The 15,666-nt window shown below is 69.4% G+C and carries 9 protein-coding genes and 2 pseudogenes; 1 reads left to right on the top strand and 10 read right to left on the bottom strand.

The window, feature by feature from the left end; translation table 11 throughout:
• Positions 1 to 237 precede the first annotated feature (237 nt).
• From ACQPXS_RS45120 to ACQPXS_RS45075, 10 genes and pseudogenes are all read right to left on the bottom strand, one after another.
• Positions 238 to 1,299 carry a non-reducing end alpha-L-arabinofuranosidase family hydrolase gene (locus tag ACQPXS_RS45120; protein ID WP_433455240.1) on the bottom strand — a complete coding sequence of 354 codons (1,062 nt, stop codon included), beginning with the start codon at positions 1,297 to 1,299 and terminating at the stop codon, positions 238 to 240.
• 1 nt (position 1,300) lies between these two features.
• Complete coding sequence (locus ACQPXS_RS45115; RefSeq protein WP_433455239.1) at positions 1,301 to 2,386, bottom strand: endo-1,4-beta-xylanase; 1,086 nt, start codon at positions 2,384 to 2,386, stop codon at positions 1,301 to 1,303.
• 64 nt (positions 2,387 to 2,450) lie between these two features.
• Positions 2,451 to 4,673 (bottom strand): beta-glucosidase, encoded by a 2,223-nt coding sequence (locus ACQPXS_RS45110; RefSeq protein WP_433455238.1) that lies wholly within the window; start codon positions 4,671 to 4,673, stop codon positions 2,451 to 2,453.
• A 52-nt stretch (positions 4,674 to 4,725) separates the two neighbouring features.
• Entirely contained in the window at positions 4,726 to 5,571 is an 846-nt protein-coding gene (locus ACQPXS_RS45105; protein WP_433455237.1) for a carbohydrate ABC transporter permease, read from the bottom strand.
• Positions 5,568 to 6,554 (bottom strand): carbohydrate ABC transporter permease, encoded by a 987-nt coding sequence (locus ACQPXS_RS45100; protein WP_433455236.1) that lies wholly within the window; start codon positions 6,552 to 6,554, stop codon positions 5,568 to 5,570. The genes ACQPXS_RS45105 and ACQPXS_RS45100 overlap by 4 nt, the downstream gene beginning before the upstream one ends.
• A gap of 6 nt (positions 6,555 to 6,560) precedes the next feature.
• Positions 6,561 to 7,895: an extracellular solute-binding protein gene (locus ACQPXS_RS45095; RefSeq protein WP_433455235.1), complete on the bottom strand. Its 1,335-nt coding sequence runs from the start codon at positions 7,893 to 7,895 to the stop codon at positions 6,561 to 6,563.
• Between the two features lie 126 nt (positions 7,896 to 8,021).
• Complete coding sequence (locus ACQPXS_RS45090; RefSeq protein ID WP_433455234.1) at positions 8,022 to 9,083, bottom strand: LacI family DNA-binding transcriptional regulator; 1,062 nt, start codon at positions 9,081 to 9,083, stop codon at positions 8,022 to 8,024.
• A gap of 125 nt (positions 9,084 to 9,208) precedes the next feature.
• Positions 9,209 to 10,207 (bottom strand): annotated as a pseudogene (locus ACQPXS_RS45085) (acetylxylan esterase).
• A 249-nt stretch (positions 10,208 to 10,456) separates the two neighbouring features.
• A pseudogene (locus tag ACQPXS_RS45080) lies at positions 10,457 to 12,434 on the bottom strand (alpha-glucuronidase).
• Positions 12,435 to 12,670: 236 nt separating this feature from the next.
• A complete protein-coding gene (locus ACQPXS_RS45075) occupies positions 12,671 to 14,125 on the bottom strand; it encodes a glycoside hydrolase family 30 protein (protein ID WP_433455233.1) in 1,455 nt (484 codons plus the stop codon).
• Between the two features lie 299 nt (positions 14,126 to 14,424).
• Here ACQPXS_RS45075 and ACQPXS_RS45070 point away from each other — a divergent pair, with 299 nt between their 5' ends.
• Positions 14,425 to 15,411: a hypothetical protein gene (locus ACQPXS_RS45070; RefSeq protein ID WP_433455232.1), complete on the top strand. Its 987-nt coding sequence runs from the start codon at positions 14,425 to 14,427 to the stop codon at positions 15,409 to 15,411.
• Positions 15,412 to 15,666: the final 255 nt, after the last annotated feature.

Here is a 15,666-nt window from a genome sequence, read left to right as displayed (position 1 = left end):
TTCAGGTCGGGCCGTCGGGCAAGGCCCTTCCTCACCCTCCGGCGGCTCGACCCAAAAGCACACATGCCGGCCCGGCCCTCTACCAGGTCCTTGAGGTGCGCCGCCGGGCGATGCCCGGTGCTGCGGGACCCGGGGCGCGCGCGGTGTGCGCGCAGGTGGGTACGGTCGCTGCGCGAGGCGGAGTGGCGGGTGTGCGTCCCCCGACTCGCGCCTCGCGCCCCGGATGGGTGAGTGGCGTCAGCAGTTGCTGTTCGTCTGCGTCAGCAGACCTAGCCTGTACGGGAGTTGTGAGTAGGATCCGGACGCCGCCGGATCCAGCCCCTGGTACAGGAACTGAAGCCGGCACGGGTCGATCTCCATGGTCTGGTCGATGCCGTCGCGGACCATCTCACCGTGGCTGATGTCCTTGGACCATGCCGTCCCGTCCGCGAAGGTCACATTGCTGGACCTCGCGAAGGGGTTGGCCTCCGTGTCGGCCAGCGGTGTCCACCGACCGTCGAGTCCATGCGCCGTCCACGAGCGGAAGTAGCGCCGCCCGTCGCTGCCGATGGCCTCGACGAGCAGCAGATACTGATCGGCCGTGCCCTTGATCTTGTAGACGTTGCTCGCCTCGAAGAGCGAGAACTTGCTGTCCTGAAGGACGATCTTCGTGTTGCCGAACCCGTTCGGGAACTCCTTGACCGTGGTCTCCGAGCGGTACAGGTGTCCGTTGTCGTCGGAGGAGTAGAGATAGCACTTCTCCTCGTCGCAGACGGTCCAGAAGTCGACCCAGTAGCCGTTGCCGATGTTGTCCTTGATGACCTGTGGCATGGAGTCCTGGAAGTTCTTCGGTGCGCTCCAGGAGGTGGGGGCGTCGATGTTCTTCGTCGTCGAGTACGACGGCAGGCCCGTCTGGTACACGAGGTACCACGTCTTCTGCGGAGCGAAGTAGAAGGCCTGCGGCGCCGCCCGGTAGCCCTTGCCGATCGCCGTCGTGTCCAGCGGGGTCTGGTGCGCCGCCCCGGCCTTCGACCAGTCGTCGAAGCTTGTCTGGACGAGGCTCCAGCCGCCGGACGTGTCGGCGGTCGTGGCGAAGACGTGCCACGTTCCCTTGTAGCGGACGACCGACGGGTCCTTCACGGAGACGACGGGGTGCGTGGCGTCTGGCTGAGGGGTGATCAGCGGGCCCGTGGACTGCCACTGGAAGGTGCTGGTGAGCCGCCCTTGTCCGTCGGCCGTCGCGGCGGGCGCCGTGCCGAGCACGGCGACCAGGGCGGCCACCGCCGCCGCGGCAGTGGACAGGCGTGTGCTGATGCGCATCTCAGTCCTCCTGCGCGGCCGCGGCGAGGGCGTCGTGGATCGCGTCGTACGCCGGCTTGTGCTGCAGGTTCTCGTCCCAGGGCAGGGCGGCGCCCTCGCCCTGGAAGACCGACGGGATCCACGAGTGCCGGTCGGTGTAGCCCCACACCGTGATGCCGACACAGCGCCGCACAGCAAGGCAGGCGTCGGTCACCTTCCCGTACCAGTCGGCCTGCTCGGCCAGCTTGGCCGTGTCGGAGGGAAGGATCATGCGGATGTCGAGCTCGGTGATGGCGACATCGACACCGAGGTCGGCGAACCGCTGGATGTTCTGCTGCAGCCGGTCGGGGAATCCGTACTGCAGCGCGAGGTGTGCCTGCATGCCGAAGCCGTCGATCGGGACGCCGTCGGCCTTGAGCTGCTTGATGAGCGTGTAGTAGGCGTCCGACTTGGGTCCGATGGCCTCGACGTTGTAGTCGTTCAGGTAGAGCTTGACGTGGGGGTCGGCGGCGCGGGCCCAGCGCAGGGCGTCGGCGATGTAGGACGGGCCGATGGTCTTGTAGAAGATGTCCTGGCGGTAGGTGCCGTCCTCGTTCATGATCTCGTTGGCGACGTCCCAGGCGAAGACCTTGCCGCGGTAGTGCTTGACGACGTTCGTGATGTGGTTCTTGAGGATCGAACGCAGTTCGTCCTTGGTCCAGGTGCCGGAGGTGAGCCAGCTCGGCAGCTGGTTGTGCCACAGCAGGGTGTGGCCGCGCACCTTGAGGTGCTCGGCCTTCGCGTAGTTCACGATCTCGTCGCCCGCGGTGTAGTCGAAGACGCCGCGCTGCGGTTCGGTGGCGTACCACTTCATGCCGTTGCCGGGTGTCGTCTGGCCGAACTCCTTGCCGAGCAGCTCGGCGAACTCGGTGTCGGCGAGCTCCGGGTTGTCGACGGCGGAGCCGAAGTAGCGCCCGGTCTCGCGGGCGAGCTCGTGCAGCGTCTTCGTCCTCTTCGCGCCGTCGGTGCCGGCCTGGGCGGCCGGGGCGACGGCGAGGCAGAGCAGCAGGGCCGCCGACGCGGCGAGCGCGGCGGATCTGACGCGCGAACGGCGTGCGGGTGTGCTCATGGTGGGTCTCCTCAACGGTCAGAAGAGCTGGTGTGGTTGCCTTGCGCGGGGCTGGTCCGGGGGGTCACTTGACGCGGAGCTCGCAGCGCATCCTGCGGTCGTGGCCGACCTCGCGCACCGGACCCGTGAGAGTGAGCGGCACGGTGTGGTGGACGTGTTCGCTGGACGCGGCGACGCGCAGCTCCAGGGCGCCGGGTTCGACGACGCGGCGGCCGTCGGCGCCGGTGTACGCGGCCAGGTCGGCTGGGAACGTGGCGTGCACCTCGGCTGACGCTCCGGCGTCGAGCGTGACGCGGGCGTAGCCGACCAGCCGGACCTCCGGCCGGGCGACGGTGCCGACGGGGTCGTGGAGGTAGAGCTGGACGACCTCGGTGCCGGGCCGCTGGCCGGTGTTGCGGACGGTGAGGCGCAGCGTGGTCTCGCCGTCGGTGGGCAATTCGACGGTGTCGCACCGGGGCGCGTCCCAGGCGAACGTCGTGTAGGACAGGCCGTGGCCGAACGGGTACAGGGGGGTCGGGTCCACGGTGCTGGGGAAACCGTGCCGGCCGAGCGGCGGGGCCAGGTACGGGGCGGGCTGGCCGCCGGGCGTGCGGGGTACCCCGATGGGCAGGCGCCCGGACGGGTCGACACGCCCGGACAGGGCGCCCGCGACGGCGGCGCCGCCCTCCTGCCCGGGGAAGAACGCCTGGACAACCGCTGCGGCCCGGTCGGCCCAGCGGCCGAGCGCATAGGGCCTGCCGCTGAGCACCACGATGACGACCGGCACGCCGGAGGCCATCGCCTCGTCCAGCAACTTGGCCTGTCCGTACGGCAGCTCCAGGTCCTCGGCGTCGCATCCCTCACCCGACGAGCCGCGTCCGAACAGACCTGACCGGTCACCGGCGACGACGACACAGACATCGGCGGCAGACAGGTCCTCGCCGAGCACGGCGCCCGGCAGCTCGGCGCGGAGCGCCTCGGCGAGCGTGGGCACCTCGACGCCGGTCGGCAGGTCGGGGTGGTGGACTCCCACATGCCGGGGGAAGGTGTAGCAGCCGAGCATGGCCGCCTGCTCGTCGGCGAGCGGACCGAGGAGCGCGATACGCAGCCCGTCGCTCAGCGGCAGTACCCCGGAGTCGTTGGCGAGCAGGACGACCGACTCCTCGGCCACCTTCTGCGCCAACTCCCGCATGTGCGGAGGGTTCAGGTCGACGGGCAGGTCGCCGGTGACCGGTTCCCAGTCGGCGTCGAGCAGCCCCAGTTCGCACTTCTGGGTGAGGACGCGCAGCACCGCCCGGTCGAGCAGCTCCTCGGGCAGCGGATCCTTGGGGCTGAAGCAGCGGGCCGCCGGCAGTTCCACGTCGACGCCGGCCGCCAGCGCGATGCGCGCCGCCGCGCCTTCGCCGTCGGCGATGCGATGGGCCTCGTCGAGCAGCGAGACGCCGTAGTAGTCCGAGACCACGGTACCGGCGAACTCCCACCGATCCCGGAGGAGTTGGGTGAGCAGTCCGGCATGGGCATGGGCGGGCAGGCCGTCGATGTCGTTGTAGGCCGGCATCACGGAGCGGGCACCACCCTCGCGCACTGCCATCTCGAACGGCGGCAGGATCAGATCGGCGAGCTCACGCGGGCCGATCGACGCGGGGGCGTGGTTGCGCGCGGCGCGCGAGGCCGAGTGGGCGGCGAAGTGCTTCAGCGTGGCGACGATGCCCGCGGCCTGAAGTCCCCGTACGTACGCGGCACCGATGGTGCCGACCAGGTACGGGTCCTCACCGATGGACTCCTCGGTGCGGCCCCAGCGGGCGTCGCGCACGACGTCGAGGACCGGGGCGAGTCCCTGGTGGATGCCGACCGCGCGCATCGACGTACCGATGGCCTGGGCCATGTCCATGATCAGCGCCGGGTCGAAGGTGGCGCCCCAGGCGAGCGGCGTCGGGAAGATGGTGGCCTGCCAGGCAGTGAAGCCGGTCAGGCACTCCTCGTGGGCGATCGCCGGCAGGGAGAACCGGTTGCCCGCGCGGATGGTGCGCTGCAGCTCCGCGAGACGGGCCGCACCCTCGGCCGGTTCGACGGGCACGGTGCCGAAGGGTCGGGTGAGGTGGCCAACCCCGTACGGGAGCAGCGCGTCGAGGGCGGCGCTGCGGGAGGCGTAGGTGTGCTGGCCGGGGGCGACGTCGGCGCCTTCGGTGTCGGCGCCGATCCATACGCTGGACAGCTGGGCGGTCTTCTCCTCGGTGGTCATACGGGCGAGCAGGTCCGCCGCCCGGGTGCGCGCGGGCAGGGTGGTGTCCTGCCATGGCTCGACCATGGAACTCCTCAAGTGCAGTAGAAAGTAGGCCCCTTGATGGGTGACAGCGCCGTCAGCCCTTGCTCGCGCCCATCGCGATGCCGCCGATCAACTGCCGTTCGGCCACGGCGTAGAAGCCGAGCGCGGGCACCATGGCGAGGACGAGGTACGCGAAGACGCGGGCGATGTCGGCGGCGTACTGGCCTTGGAACTGCTGGACGCCGACGGGGATCGTCCACCAGGTGGGTTCGCTGAAGACGAGCAGCGGGAGCAGGAAGTTGTTCCAGCTGCCGACGATGGCGAGGACGGAGACGGTGCCGAGCGCGGGCCGCGCCATCGGCAGCAGGATCCGCCAGAAGAAGCCGAACGGGGAGCAGCCGTCGAGCGTGGCGGCCTCCTCCAGCTCGCCGGGGATCTCCCGGAAGAAGCCGCGCAGGATGACGATGGTCATGGGCAGACCGAACGCGGCCTGTGGCAGGATCACGCCCCACGGGTTGTCGAGCAGCCCGAATGTGCGCAGCAGGATGAACAGCGGCAGGATCGCCACGGCGAACGGGAACATCAGCCCGACGGCGAAGAGAGTGAACATCAACTCCCTTCCCTTGAAGGCGAATCGGGCGAGCGCGAACGCCGCGAGCGCGGCGGTGCCGACGGTGAGGACCGTGGTGCCTACGGCGACCAGCGTGGACGAGCCGAGCATCCGCCAGAACGAGCTGTCGGCCAGGATGTCCGTGTAGTTGGACACGACCCAGGGCGAGGGCAGCCCGAAGGCGTTCTGGGAGAGCTGGTCGGTGGACTTGAAGCCGGACACCAGCGCGTACAGGAGCGGGGTGACCATGACGACGCCGACCAGCCACACGATGACGTACAGCGGTGTGGAGCGCAGCCGCCGGCGGGCTGCGGGTGTCAGGCCGCTCATCGGTTGCCTCGCATGGTGGTGAGGGCTCCTTCGGTGTCACGGCGCAGCACGAACCGCTGGTAGGCGAGGGCGAAGACGAGGCTGATGAGGAACATCGCGATGCTGATCGCGCTGGCATAGCCGATCTGGTAGCGCTTGAAGCCGAACTGGAAAAGGGTGACGGCCATCGTCTCGGAGTGGTGGTCGGGGCCGCCCTGGGTGGTGACCCACACCAGGTCGAAGAGCTGGATGGCGCCGATCACGGACAGGAAGACGCTGATGCGGATGGTCGGTCCGAGCAGCGGCAGGGTGATGTTGCGGAAACGCTGCCAGGGACCTGCACCGTCGATCCGGGCCGCCTCGTGCAGCTCGGCGGGGATGCCCTGCAGGCCGGCCAGGTACAGCATCATGTGGAAGCCGAAGTACTTCCACATCATGACGAGGAACAGGGTGGGCAGCACCCAGTCCTGGTCGGCGAACCAGAGACCGCCGAGGCTGTCGAGGCCGATCGAGCCGAGCACCTTGTCGGCGAGTCCGTCGTCCGGCGCGAAGATCATGGAGAACAGGACGCCGGTGATGACCTCCGACAGGACGTACGGCGCGAAGAACAGCATCCGGTAGACGGCACGGCCACGCAGCTTCTGGTTGAGCAGGACGGCCATGGCGAGCGCGAACGGAAGCTGCAGGCCGACGGAGAACACGACCAGGAGCAGGCCGCGCCGCAGGTCGCCTAGGAAGACCGGGTCGTCGAACAAGCGGGTGTAGTTGTCGGTGCCGACGAAGTCCGAAGGCGCACCGAATCCGCCCCAGTTGAAGAAGCTGACATACAGCGCGTAGAGGATCGGCGTGAGGACGAACAGGGCGAACAGAACGAGGGCGGGCACGGTGAAGGAGAAGGCGGTCAGCCAGTCCCGGACCCGGCGCACCAGCGGGCGCCGGTTGTGTGCCGGTGCCGCCGATTCCTTGGCGAGAGCCGGTGCCTCGTTGATCTGAGTCGAGGTCATCGTGGACTACTGGCTCTTGGCGACCTGGGTGATGGAACGTGCCACCTGCTCGGGTGACTTGGCGCCGGCGATGAGGGCGGCGACCGAGTCGTTGACCTCCTGACCGACGGCAGGCGGGTAGGCCTGGTCGAGGTAGAGCTGGAATCCGGTCGCCTTGTCCAGAGCGGCGGAGACGAGCTTGAGGTTGGGATCGGTGAGGGAGCCGGTGGCGTCCTTCACGACGGGCATCATCGAGCCCTTGGACACGAGGATCTTGTCGGACTCGGCCGACAAGAAGAACTTCAGGAAGTCGACGGCCGCCTTGGGCGCGCCCTTGCGCACGGCGTAGCCGCCGCCTCCGCCGAAGATGTCGGTGGCGGCGCCCTTGCCTCCCGCGACGGTCGGGAAGGTGAAGAACCCGAGGTCCTCGCCGATGCCCTTGCCCGCGTCGGCCTGCACGACCGGCGCCCACTGGCCCATCAGCTCCATCGCGGCCTTGCCGTTGCCCATGGCCGCGGCCTCGCCGTTGGGCGTGGAGTACGCGGCGCCGAGGAAGCCCTTCTGGAACGGCTGAAGGGCGATGAGCTCCTTGAGGCGTTCACCGGCCTTGACGAAGTCGTCGCCGGTGAAGTCCTTGGCGTCGGCGGCCTTCTGCATGCCGTCGACACCGGCGATACGCATCGCCAGGTAGGCCCAGAAGTACATGCCGGGCCACTTCTCCTTGCCCGCCAGGGCGATGGGCGTGATCCCGGCGCTTTTCAGCTTCTTCACGGCGTCCAGGTAGTCGTCCCAGGTGGCGGGCGCGGACGGGATGCCGGCCTGCTTGAAGAGCGCCTTGTTGTACCAGAAGCCGACGCCGCCGATGTCGAAGGGCATCGCGTACGACTTGCCGTCGAACTCGTAGGCCTTTGCGGAGACCCCGACGAGGGTGCCGGCCATGGGCTTGACGGCGTCGGTGAGGTCCTCGACGAGGCCCGCGTCGATCTGCTGCTTGAGAACGCCGCCACCCCACGTGTGGTAGATGTCCGGAAGCTTTCCGGAACTGGTCAGCGCCGTCATCTTCGACTTGTAGGCATCGTTCTCCAGCGTGACGAGCTTGATGTGCACGTCGGGGTGCTCGGCCTCGAACGCCTTGGCCCGCTCGGGCCAGACGCTCTTGGACGGCTCGGTGGTCTGGATGTTCCACCACTCCACGACAGTACGACCCTTGCTGTCGGTGGTGCCTGAGTCGGAGTCCGAGCAGGCGGACAGACCGGCCGCGCCCAGGCCCGCCGCTGTCGCGGTCCCCAGGAACCGGCGGCGGGAGAAGGCAGATGACGCGGCGCTGGAGGCGATTGCATGGGCACGGTCGAAGGTTGACATGGCGCACCTTCCGGAAGTTCCACGAAACCTTATCGGGACATGGCCACGCAAGTTACGGGCACGCGTCGGGGGTGTCAACGGCCTTAACAAAATGGGCCGTTGACACCCCCGGAGTGTTAACTTCCGCTACGCCCGGCGCGGCGGCGCGGTGCTCGCCCGGACCACCAGCTCAGTGGCGAGTTCCACACGTGGTGACGCGGGTACGACGGACCGGGCCAGGTCCAGTGCGACCCGTGCCGCCAGCTTGCCCATGTCGGACAGCGGCTGGCGGACCGTCGTCAGAGGCGGCGACGCCCAGCGCATCTCCGGCAGATCGTCGAAACCGACGACGCTCATGTCCTCGGGCACACGCAGCCCTCGGCGGCGCAGTGCCTCCATCGCGCCGAGCGCCATCTGATCACTGGCCGCGAACACGGCGGTCGGCGGGTCGTCCAGGTCGAGCAGTTGGTTGCAGCCGGTGAACCCGGACTCGTGGTAGAAGTCGCCGGGCACGATCAGCTCGCCGTCGACCGGTACTCCGGCGACGTCGAGCGCGGCCCGGTAGCCGTCAAGCCTGGCCCGTGAGCACATCAGGCGGGACGGACCCTCGATGAAGCCGATCCTGCGGTGCCCCAGCCCCAGCAGGTACTCGGTCGCGGCCATGCCGCCCGCCCAGTTGGTGGCGCCGATGGTCGGTTCCTCGGACGCGGGCGAGCCGGCCGGGTCGATCACCACCAGCGGCACGCCCAGACGCCGCAGTTCGTCGTGGAGTCTCGGCTCCAGGACGGAGGTCACAAGGATCACGCCGTCCGACGCGCGGGCCCGTAGATTCGTCATCCACTGCCGGGCCGCGCCCGCCCGGTTGTGGATCGCGGAGACCACCGTCCCCACGCCCGACTCGTGCGTGACCTCTTCGACCCCGCGGATGATCTCCACGGCCCAGGGGCTGTCGAGGTCGTTGAAGACCAGGTCGAGTAGAACCGGCCGGGCACCGGGGGCGGGCGGGCGGCGCCGGTAGCCGTGCCGTTGCAGCAGGTCCTCGACCCTCGCCCGGGTGGCCGGCGACACGTCCGAACGTCCGTTGACGACCCGTGAGACGGTCGGCACCGAGACCCCGGCCTCCCGCGCGATCTCGGTGATCGTCACCTTGGCCGGCCCGTCCGAGCTCCGCGTGGCTGCCTTGTGCTGGGCGCCGTCCGGGGCCACCATCCCCACCTCCGTAGCTCTGCGTCCGGAAAACCTCCGGGCATCTTCCGGAAAGCGTAGAACATGCCACCGGCCTGCTCGCGGTCGAGGCAGCGTCCGTCCGGCTCGTCGAACGTGCGGGCTCGAATCTACGCCTGCCCGCCGTCCAGCACCGCGTGCAGCCAGGCCAGTTGCCGCCGCGTATGCGTGGCGTCCCCGTGCTCGTGCCCGTTGAACGGATACGCGTGGATCTCCCGCGCGGGATCGCGGCCGGTCAGCTCGCCGTAGCGGTGGTATGCGGCGTACGCGCCACTGGCGGGCAGACCGTGTCGCGCAGGCTGACCCCGAAGTGGGCGGGAGCGTACGCGCGACGCGCAAAGGAGATCCCCTCGACGTACGCCACCGTCCGGTACGCGGCCCTCTCGGCGCCCCGGTGCACGGCCAGATAGGCGGCGACCTCTCCGTAGGGTCCATCGTCGGTGAGGTCCAGGGCGCGCCGGATGCCACACAGCAGCGGCGCGCTGACCAGCACGGCCGCCAGATCCGGGACGAGTCCCGCGACCGCGAGGGCCACTCCCCCGCCTTGACTGTTGCCGACGGCCGCGACCCGGTCCGCGGCGACACCGGGCAGCGCGCGCAGCGCGGCGACGGAGCACACCGCGTCGGTGATCAGCCGCCGGTAGTGGTGGTCGCGCGGGTCGAGGATGCCGCGCACGATGGCGCCGGGGCCACCGGGCGCGCTCGCGTGCGGGTCGGGGGTCGCGCCGCCGCTGCCGTACTGGTCGCCCTGTCCACGGTTGTCCATGAGCAGGTGTGCGTATCCGGCGTTCGCCCAGGTGAGCCGCTCGTGCGGGAGGCCGCGGCCGCGCCCGTACCCGGCGAACTCCACGACGGCGGGCAAGAGTGGGCCGTCCGTGCCGGCAGGCCGGGTGTACCAGGCGCTGATCGGGTCGCCGGCGAATCCGCGGAACTTCACGTCCCATGTCTCGACGAGCCGCAGCCCGCTGTCGATCCGTTCGGCACTGACGACCGGCTGCGGATGCTCGGCGGCTTTCAGGGTGGTCTGCCAGAAGGTGTCGAAGTCGGCGGGTTCGTCGAGGGGGGCGGTAACGTTCGAGCTGGTCCAGGGGGAGACCGACGGCGGGCACGGACACCTCACACGGGTCTGGGGAACCGACTTCCTCATGTGCGACACCCATTGGCCGGGGTCGGGTGCGGCTTCAGGTTGCGGCGACGTTGCCGGACAATTCTCAAAAGTTATGGGTCCTCCTTCCCGGCCCATGCGACGCGCACGCGATGCCCCTGTGACGGAAGGCACCTGCATGACGTCTCCGACCGTGACGTTCACACTCGACCCCGCTGGGCGTCGTACTCCGTGAACTGCGCCGGCCACGGCTTCAGTAGATGCGCCTGCCGTGCGCGTCCGGCACCCCGGACCTGCGCGGGAAGTAGCTGTTGATCTGGTCCCGCCACTCGCGGGCGCAGCGCAGCTGCTCCTGGTACAGCTCGGTCACCCGAGTGTGCCGGGCGGGCGAGACCAGGTCGGCGAGTGCGGCCCAGACCTCGCGGGCGGCCTCGACCTCCTCGACTCCCTCGAAATAAGTGTCGTAGATGTGCTGCACGACGGTCTTGCCGCTGTGCAGCACATGCCTGTACGACACATGGTGGAAGAAAAGCAGCAGCTCGTCGGGGCAGCTCTCCACCCGCTCGTACGTGTCCGCCCATGGCTTCGCGTACTGCCCGGCGTATCCGGTGCCGGTGGCCCGGCTGCGGTCGACGCCGATGCCGTCGCGGTCGGCGAAGTGGTACGTCCCCCACGTGCTGTACTCGTAGCCGTCGACGCTCGGCCCGTAGTGGTGTCCGGGCTGCACCATGAAGCCGACGCCAAGGGGCGCGGTGTACTTCTCGTACGTGGCCCAGGAACCGTGCAGCACCGCCCGAAGCCCAGAGCGCAGCCGCTCGGGGTCACCGGTGAGATCCGGCGTGAACGTCAACCCCACCCACTCATCGAGGAGTTGAACTGAATCCGCGGTCGGGTCCCAGGCCAGGCGGCCATAGGCGTAGAAGTTGGCCTGGGCAAGGGGGTGGCCGGTCCAGAAGGGGTCGTCACCGACGTTCGCCACCGCCACGAGGCCTCCGCCGGCAACCAGTTGCCCGACCGTGGCGCCGCCCTCCCCCTCCGGCCGGAAGGCGAGTACCTGGGACCACATCGGCGCGAGCGCGCAGACATGCCGCTGCTGGCCCGTGTACTCCCGGGTGACCTGCAGCTCGACGGCGACGCGGGTGCGGGACAGGGCGCCGATCACGGGCGAGACGGGTTCGCGGACCTGGAAGTCCATCGGCCCGTGCTTGACCTGAAGGATGACGTTGTCCGCGAACTGACCGTCCAGCGGGGCGAAAGTGTCGTACGCGGCGCGCGCCCGGTCTGTCGAGCGGTCGCGCCAGTCCTGTCGGTGGTCGTAGACGAAGGCCCGCCAGTGGACGGTGCCGCCGTGCCGCGCGAGCGCGCCGGCCAGGAGGTTCGCGCCGTCGGCATGGCTGCGTCCGTAGGCGAACGGGCCCGGCTGCCCCTCCGAATCGGCCTTGACGACGAAACCGCCGAAGTCGGGGACCAGCGCGTAGACCCGGTCGGTCGCCTCGCGCCACCACGCACGCACACCCTCGTCGAGCGGATCGGCAGTGTCGAGATCGCCGAGCTGGAGGGGGTGCGGCGAAGTTCACGGAGAGGTGGGTTCGGATGCCGTACGGCCTCAACTCGGCCGCAATAGCAGCCACTTCCACGAACCGTTCGGTGAGCGGACGGGTCTCGCTCGCGTGGACGTTGACATTGTTGACCGCGAGCGCGTTGACGCCGCAGGAGGCGAGCAGCCTTGCGTACGCGCGGATCCTGGAGAAGTCACCTCGCGCCCGTCCGTCCCGCCAGAACAGCGAGCCACCCGCACAGCCTCGCTCGACCTGCCCCATCACGGGGTGCACGTCGACGTTGTCCCAGTGGTCCAGCATGCGCAGGGCGAGGGCGGGGCGATGGGTCTCGTCGGGGCCTTCCGTGAACGCGGACTCGCCGATCCGTACGATGTGGAAGAAACCGTGGAGGAGCCCGGCCGGGGCGGCGGCGGTGACGGTGGTGTGCCGCGCGGTCCGTGTCACCGTGAACCCCTCGCCACCTTCGTCACCGCCGGCGACCACCTTCAGCAGCAGGTCGCACGCCGCGTCGTCCGCCTCATCGCTGCCACCGAAGTCCCGGCACGCACGGCCGACTTCTGCCCGTACGGTGTCGACGAGCAGTCCTTCGCCGCGCACGCACACCCGCCGTGTCCCCACGCCGCGCAGTGCCTCGTCAGGCAGCCAGGCAGGATCTATTTCGACGGTGGTCATGACGCCGCCGCCTCAAGGGCCATGATGCCGAGAGCGCCCTCGACGGCTCCGGGATCGCTGCTGGTCATGTCGGGGCGGATCCTTCCTGTACGTCCGGCGTCGAAGGTGAGGACAGTCGGTTCGCGGAGTGGTTGTGCTCGTCACCGTCCCCCGACTGTTCAGCGCAGTTCGCCTGCTTGTTCCTCAGGACGGCATTCGACGCCGGCCTGTCGCTTCAGCCCGGGAACGAACCGGTGTCAGCCCTGGGACCGGCCCGGATCCAGGACCACGGTGACGACCGAACGTGCCGGGAGTTTCGCCGTCAGATGTCCGTCCGCGACCTGTGCGAGGCCCTCCACCGCCCTCGTGTCGTGATCGCCGTCGGTGAGGTATCCGGTCACCTGCTCTCCCTTCGCCGCCTTCAGAGCCATGTCCGTCGTCGTGGCCTTGGTACCGGTGTTGATGAGGACGGCCACGTCGGTCCCGTCCGTGTTCCGGTACGCCGTCGCGAGCACCGCCTCGTCGCCGGAGGAGGCCTCCACGCGGACTGCGCCGGGACGGATGAACCGGCTGAACGCGGTCATCGCCCGCAGCCGTGTGGAGACCATGTAGCTGTCGCCGTCCATGCGGATGAGCGCGCCGGTGTCGCCGATCGAGGCTCCGAGCCAGAAGAGGTAGGCGGAGGCGTCGGCCTGGGCGAGGGCGTTGTGGATGTTCTCTGCCACGTACAGACCGGCCGCGTTCGTGCCGTCGTCCCACTTGCTCGGCCAGACGCCGCTGCCCGCCCACTCCGACATCCACGCCGGCTTGTCACTGTTGATCAGCGGGCTGGTGGCGGCGGAAGCATAGCCGTGGGCGCTGTACGCGGCCACCTCCTTCTCGGCAGCCGGGTCGGCCGCGATGGCGGCCGCGTACGCCTTCCCCTGGTTCCAGCCGAAGCTGTCGCAGCAGTACAGCTTGGTGCCGGGGGCCTCGGCGCGCAGCACCGGGCCGATCGCCTTCACCGCATCGGCGGCCTGTGCGGGGGTGAAGAGCATGGAGGCGTACGACGCCTTCCAGTCGGGCTCGTTGGTAAAGTCCAGGTCGGTGATGCGGACGCCCTCTCGCTTGTAGAACTTCACGTACTGGGCGAGGTACTTGCCGTACGCGGTGCGCCAGTCGCCGGTTGCGCAGTCGGTGCCGACGACTCCGCACAGGGTGCCGCCGTTCGAGTCGGAGTTGTTGTCCTTCATATACGCGGGGGCGCTCCACGCATCCGCGATGAACCGCTTCACCCCGTACTTCCGGGCCTCCTTGGCGAGCCAGACCTGGCCGCCATCTTTTCCGTCCCAGGTGTATGTCAGCGGATCGTCTGGGCTCGCGGGCGCGTTCGGGGCGATGGTCCGCATGTGGTCGTACACCTCGTCCGTGGACGAGCCGACTCCGAGGCGCAGCATGCTCAGGCCCGCGCCGTCCTCCCGCGAGAAGAGCAGCTTGACGATCTCGTCGCCCTTCTCGGCAGACAGGCCCTTCAGGCCGTGGATGACGGCGGCGCGCTGGAAGGCCTGCGAGACGCCGAAGCCGTCGATGCGCTGGTGGCGGGCCGAGAAGTCGATGCTTCCGGGCGCGGTGTCGGCGCTTGCCGGGGCCCCGGGCAGGGCGAGCGCGGCCGTGGCCAGCGTCAGGGCGGAGGCGAGCAGGGTGAGGCGGCGGGGCCTGAGCTTCGACGGCATCCATGTGCTCCCGTAGTCCGGTGAAACCTGTGGTTCCAGAGGGGCGTGCGGTGCGGTGGGTGGTACACGTGCGTCGTGCTCCAGGTACCGTCGCCAGCGGCGACCAATCTGTCAAGGCACTTAACAAATTCGGCCCGAGGTCGGGAAGCCCGGGTTGGCCCCGTGTGAGCGGCTGGATCATCCGGCGAGTGGCTTCCGGTGGGCCGCGGGTCCGTCGTGATCAAGTTCCGGGGGTTCAACAGTAGGGGTGTGGTCTGGAGGACTGGCGGACCGATCCGACGTTCGCGATGTGCCGGGAAGTGGCGGACGGGGCGCACCTGGCCTTGTTCGAGGGCGGCCCGTTCGACGTGCGGGCGGTGGTGGCTGGCATCCCGCCCGAACCCCGACAGGGCTTGGACCTCGATGCCGTCCCGTGGGGCAACTTCCCCCATGGGCACGACGTCCGAAAGGCCGTTCACCTCCTGCGCGCCGACAGCGAACCGGGCGTGGACGCGACGGGTGTGCTGAGGGGCCTGTGCGCCAATGACAGCCGGGCCGCTGCCGCCCTCGCCGTGCCGTTCCTCATCCCGCTGGCCATCGACGCACACCACCCACACCGCGCCGCCGCCCTCGCCGTACTCTCTGGCCCCGCCCGTGCCCGACACTACGGCGTCGCCTCCCGCGAGGGACTCCTCCTGCATCGCAACGATCCCCGACGCGACGCCCCCGACACCCACGACGACTACGGCTACGAGGTGACCGGCTACCCGGCCGGCTGGTCGGTGCCCGCCGCCCGAGCCGCGATCACCACAGACTCCTCCGCGCTCGTGCCCCTCCTCGGAGACTCCGACTCCACCGTCCGCGTCGACGCCGCCTACGTCCTGGCGACCGCCGCCGCCCCCGACCACATCATCCGCGCCGCCTTGGCCAACGGATTCGCCGCCGAAGGTGATGCCATGGTCCGCGCCGCCCTACTCCTGGCCACCGCCGAGATCACCCGGGCCCACCCGCACCCGCCGACCGTCACGTGGCTGCGCGAACGGTGGCACGACCGGACGGAGGCCCCCGAAGCCCGCCTGGCTGCGGCGGTCGGCTGGCTCTGCCTCACCGACCTATCCGCACCCGAGGAGCTCCGCCGGACCGTCGACGCCCTCGCCGACGACGAGCGCGCACACGCCATGGAGGCCCTGCCGTGGATGAACGCCGCCTCCGGCACCAACGAAGCAGTGCTCCTGCGCTGCAGACGCTGCATGCTCCACCCAGAAGAGCCCGACCCGGAAGCGGTCTTGTGGGACTCCGTATTCTGAGCGACCGGGCTGTGGTTGCACTGCCGGCATGACCTCCCCATCCGGCGATGCACGTCCGTCCTGGCACACTCCTCGTGCACGCTGATCGGTGGCCATCCGCCGCAACAGCTCATTCGCAAGATCACTGAATTCGTTGGCCATACGGACTCTCAAAGGCTCTCGGGCTGACAGCGAGAGTGCTGCTACGGCACCCGGTGTGATGCCACTTTTGTCGTTGATGAGCCTCCGCGAGCGGTGCCGTCAGACCAGGTGATT

Origin of the sequence: Streptomyces sp. CA-142005 (genome assembly GCF_050942335.1) — a bacterium.
GTDB lineage: Bacteria > Actinomycetota > Actinomycetes > Streptomycetales > Streptomycetaceae > Streptomyces.
Note: the sequence above shows the minus strand (reverse complement) of the source record. Positions and strands in the feature narration are given on the sequence as shown.

What these genes read in the sequence shown, in the direction of transcription:
- ACQPXS_RS45120 (WP_433455240.1), bottom strand. Translation starts at nt 1,299, where the DNA reads ATGCGCATCAGCACACGCCTGTCCACTGCCGCGGCGGCGGTGGCCGCC.
- ACQPXS_RS45115 (WP_433455239.1), bottom strand. Translation starts at nt 2,386, where the DNA reads ATGAGCACACCCGCACGCCGTTCGCGCGTCAGATCCGCCGCGCTCGCC.
- ACQPXS_RS45110 (WP_433455238.1), bottom strand. Translation starts at nt 4,673, where the DNA reads ATGGTCGAGCCATGGCAGGACACCACCCTGCCCGCGCGCACCCGGGCG.
- ACQPXS_RS45105 (WP_433455237.1), bottom strand. Translation starts at nt 5,571, where the DNA reads ATGAGCGGCCTGACACCCGCAGCCCGCCGGCGGCTGCGCTCCACACCG.
- ACQPXS_RS45100 (WP_433455236.1), bottom strand. Translation starts at nt 6,554, where the DNA reads ATGACCTCGACTCAGATCAACGAGGCACCGGCTCTCGCCAAGGAATCG.
- ACQPXS_RS45095 (WP_433455235.1), bottom strand. Translation starts at nt 7,895, where the DNA reads ATGTCAACCTTCGACCGTGCCCATGCAATCGCCTCCAGCGCCGCGTCA.
- ACQPXS_RS45090 (WP_433455234.1), bottom strand. Translation starts at nt 9,083, where the DNA reads ATGGTGGCCCCGGACGGCGCCCAGCACAAGGCAGCCACGCGGAGCTCG.
- ACQPXS_RS45075 (WP_433455233.1), bottom strand. Translation starts at nt 14,125, where the DNA reads ATGCCGTCGAAGCTCAGGCCCCGCCGCCTCACCCTGCTCGCCTCCGCC.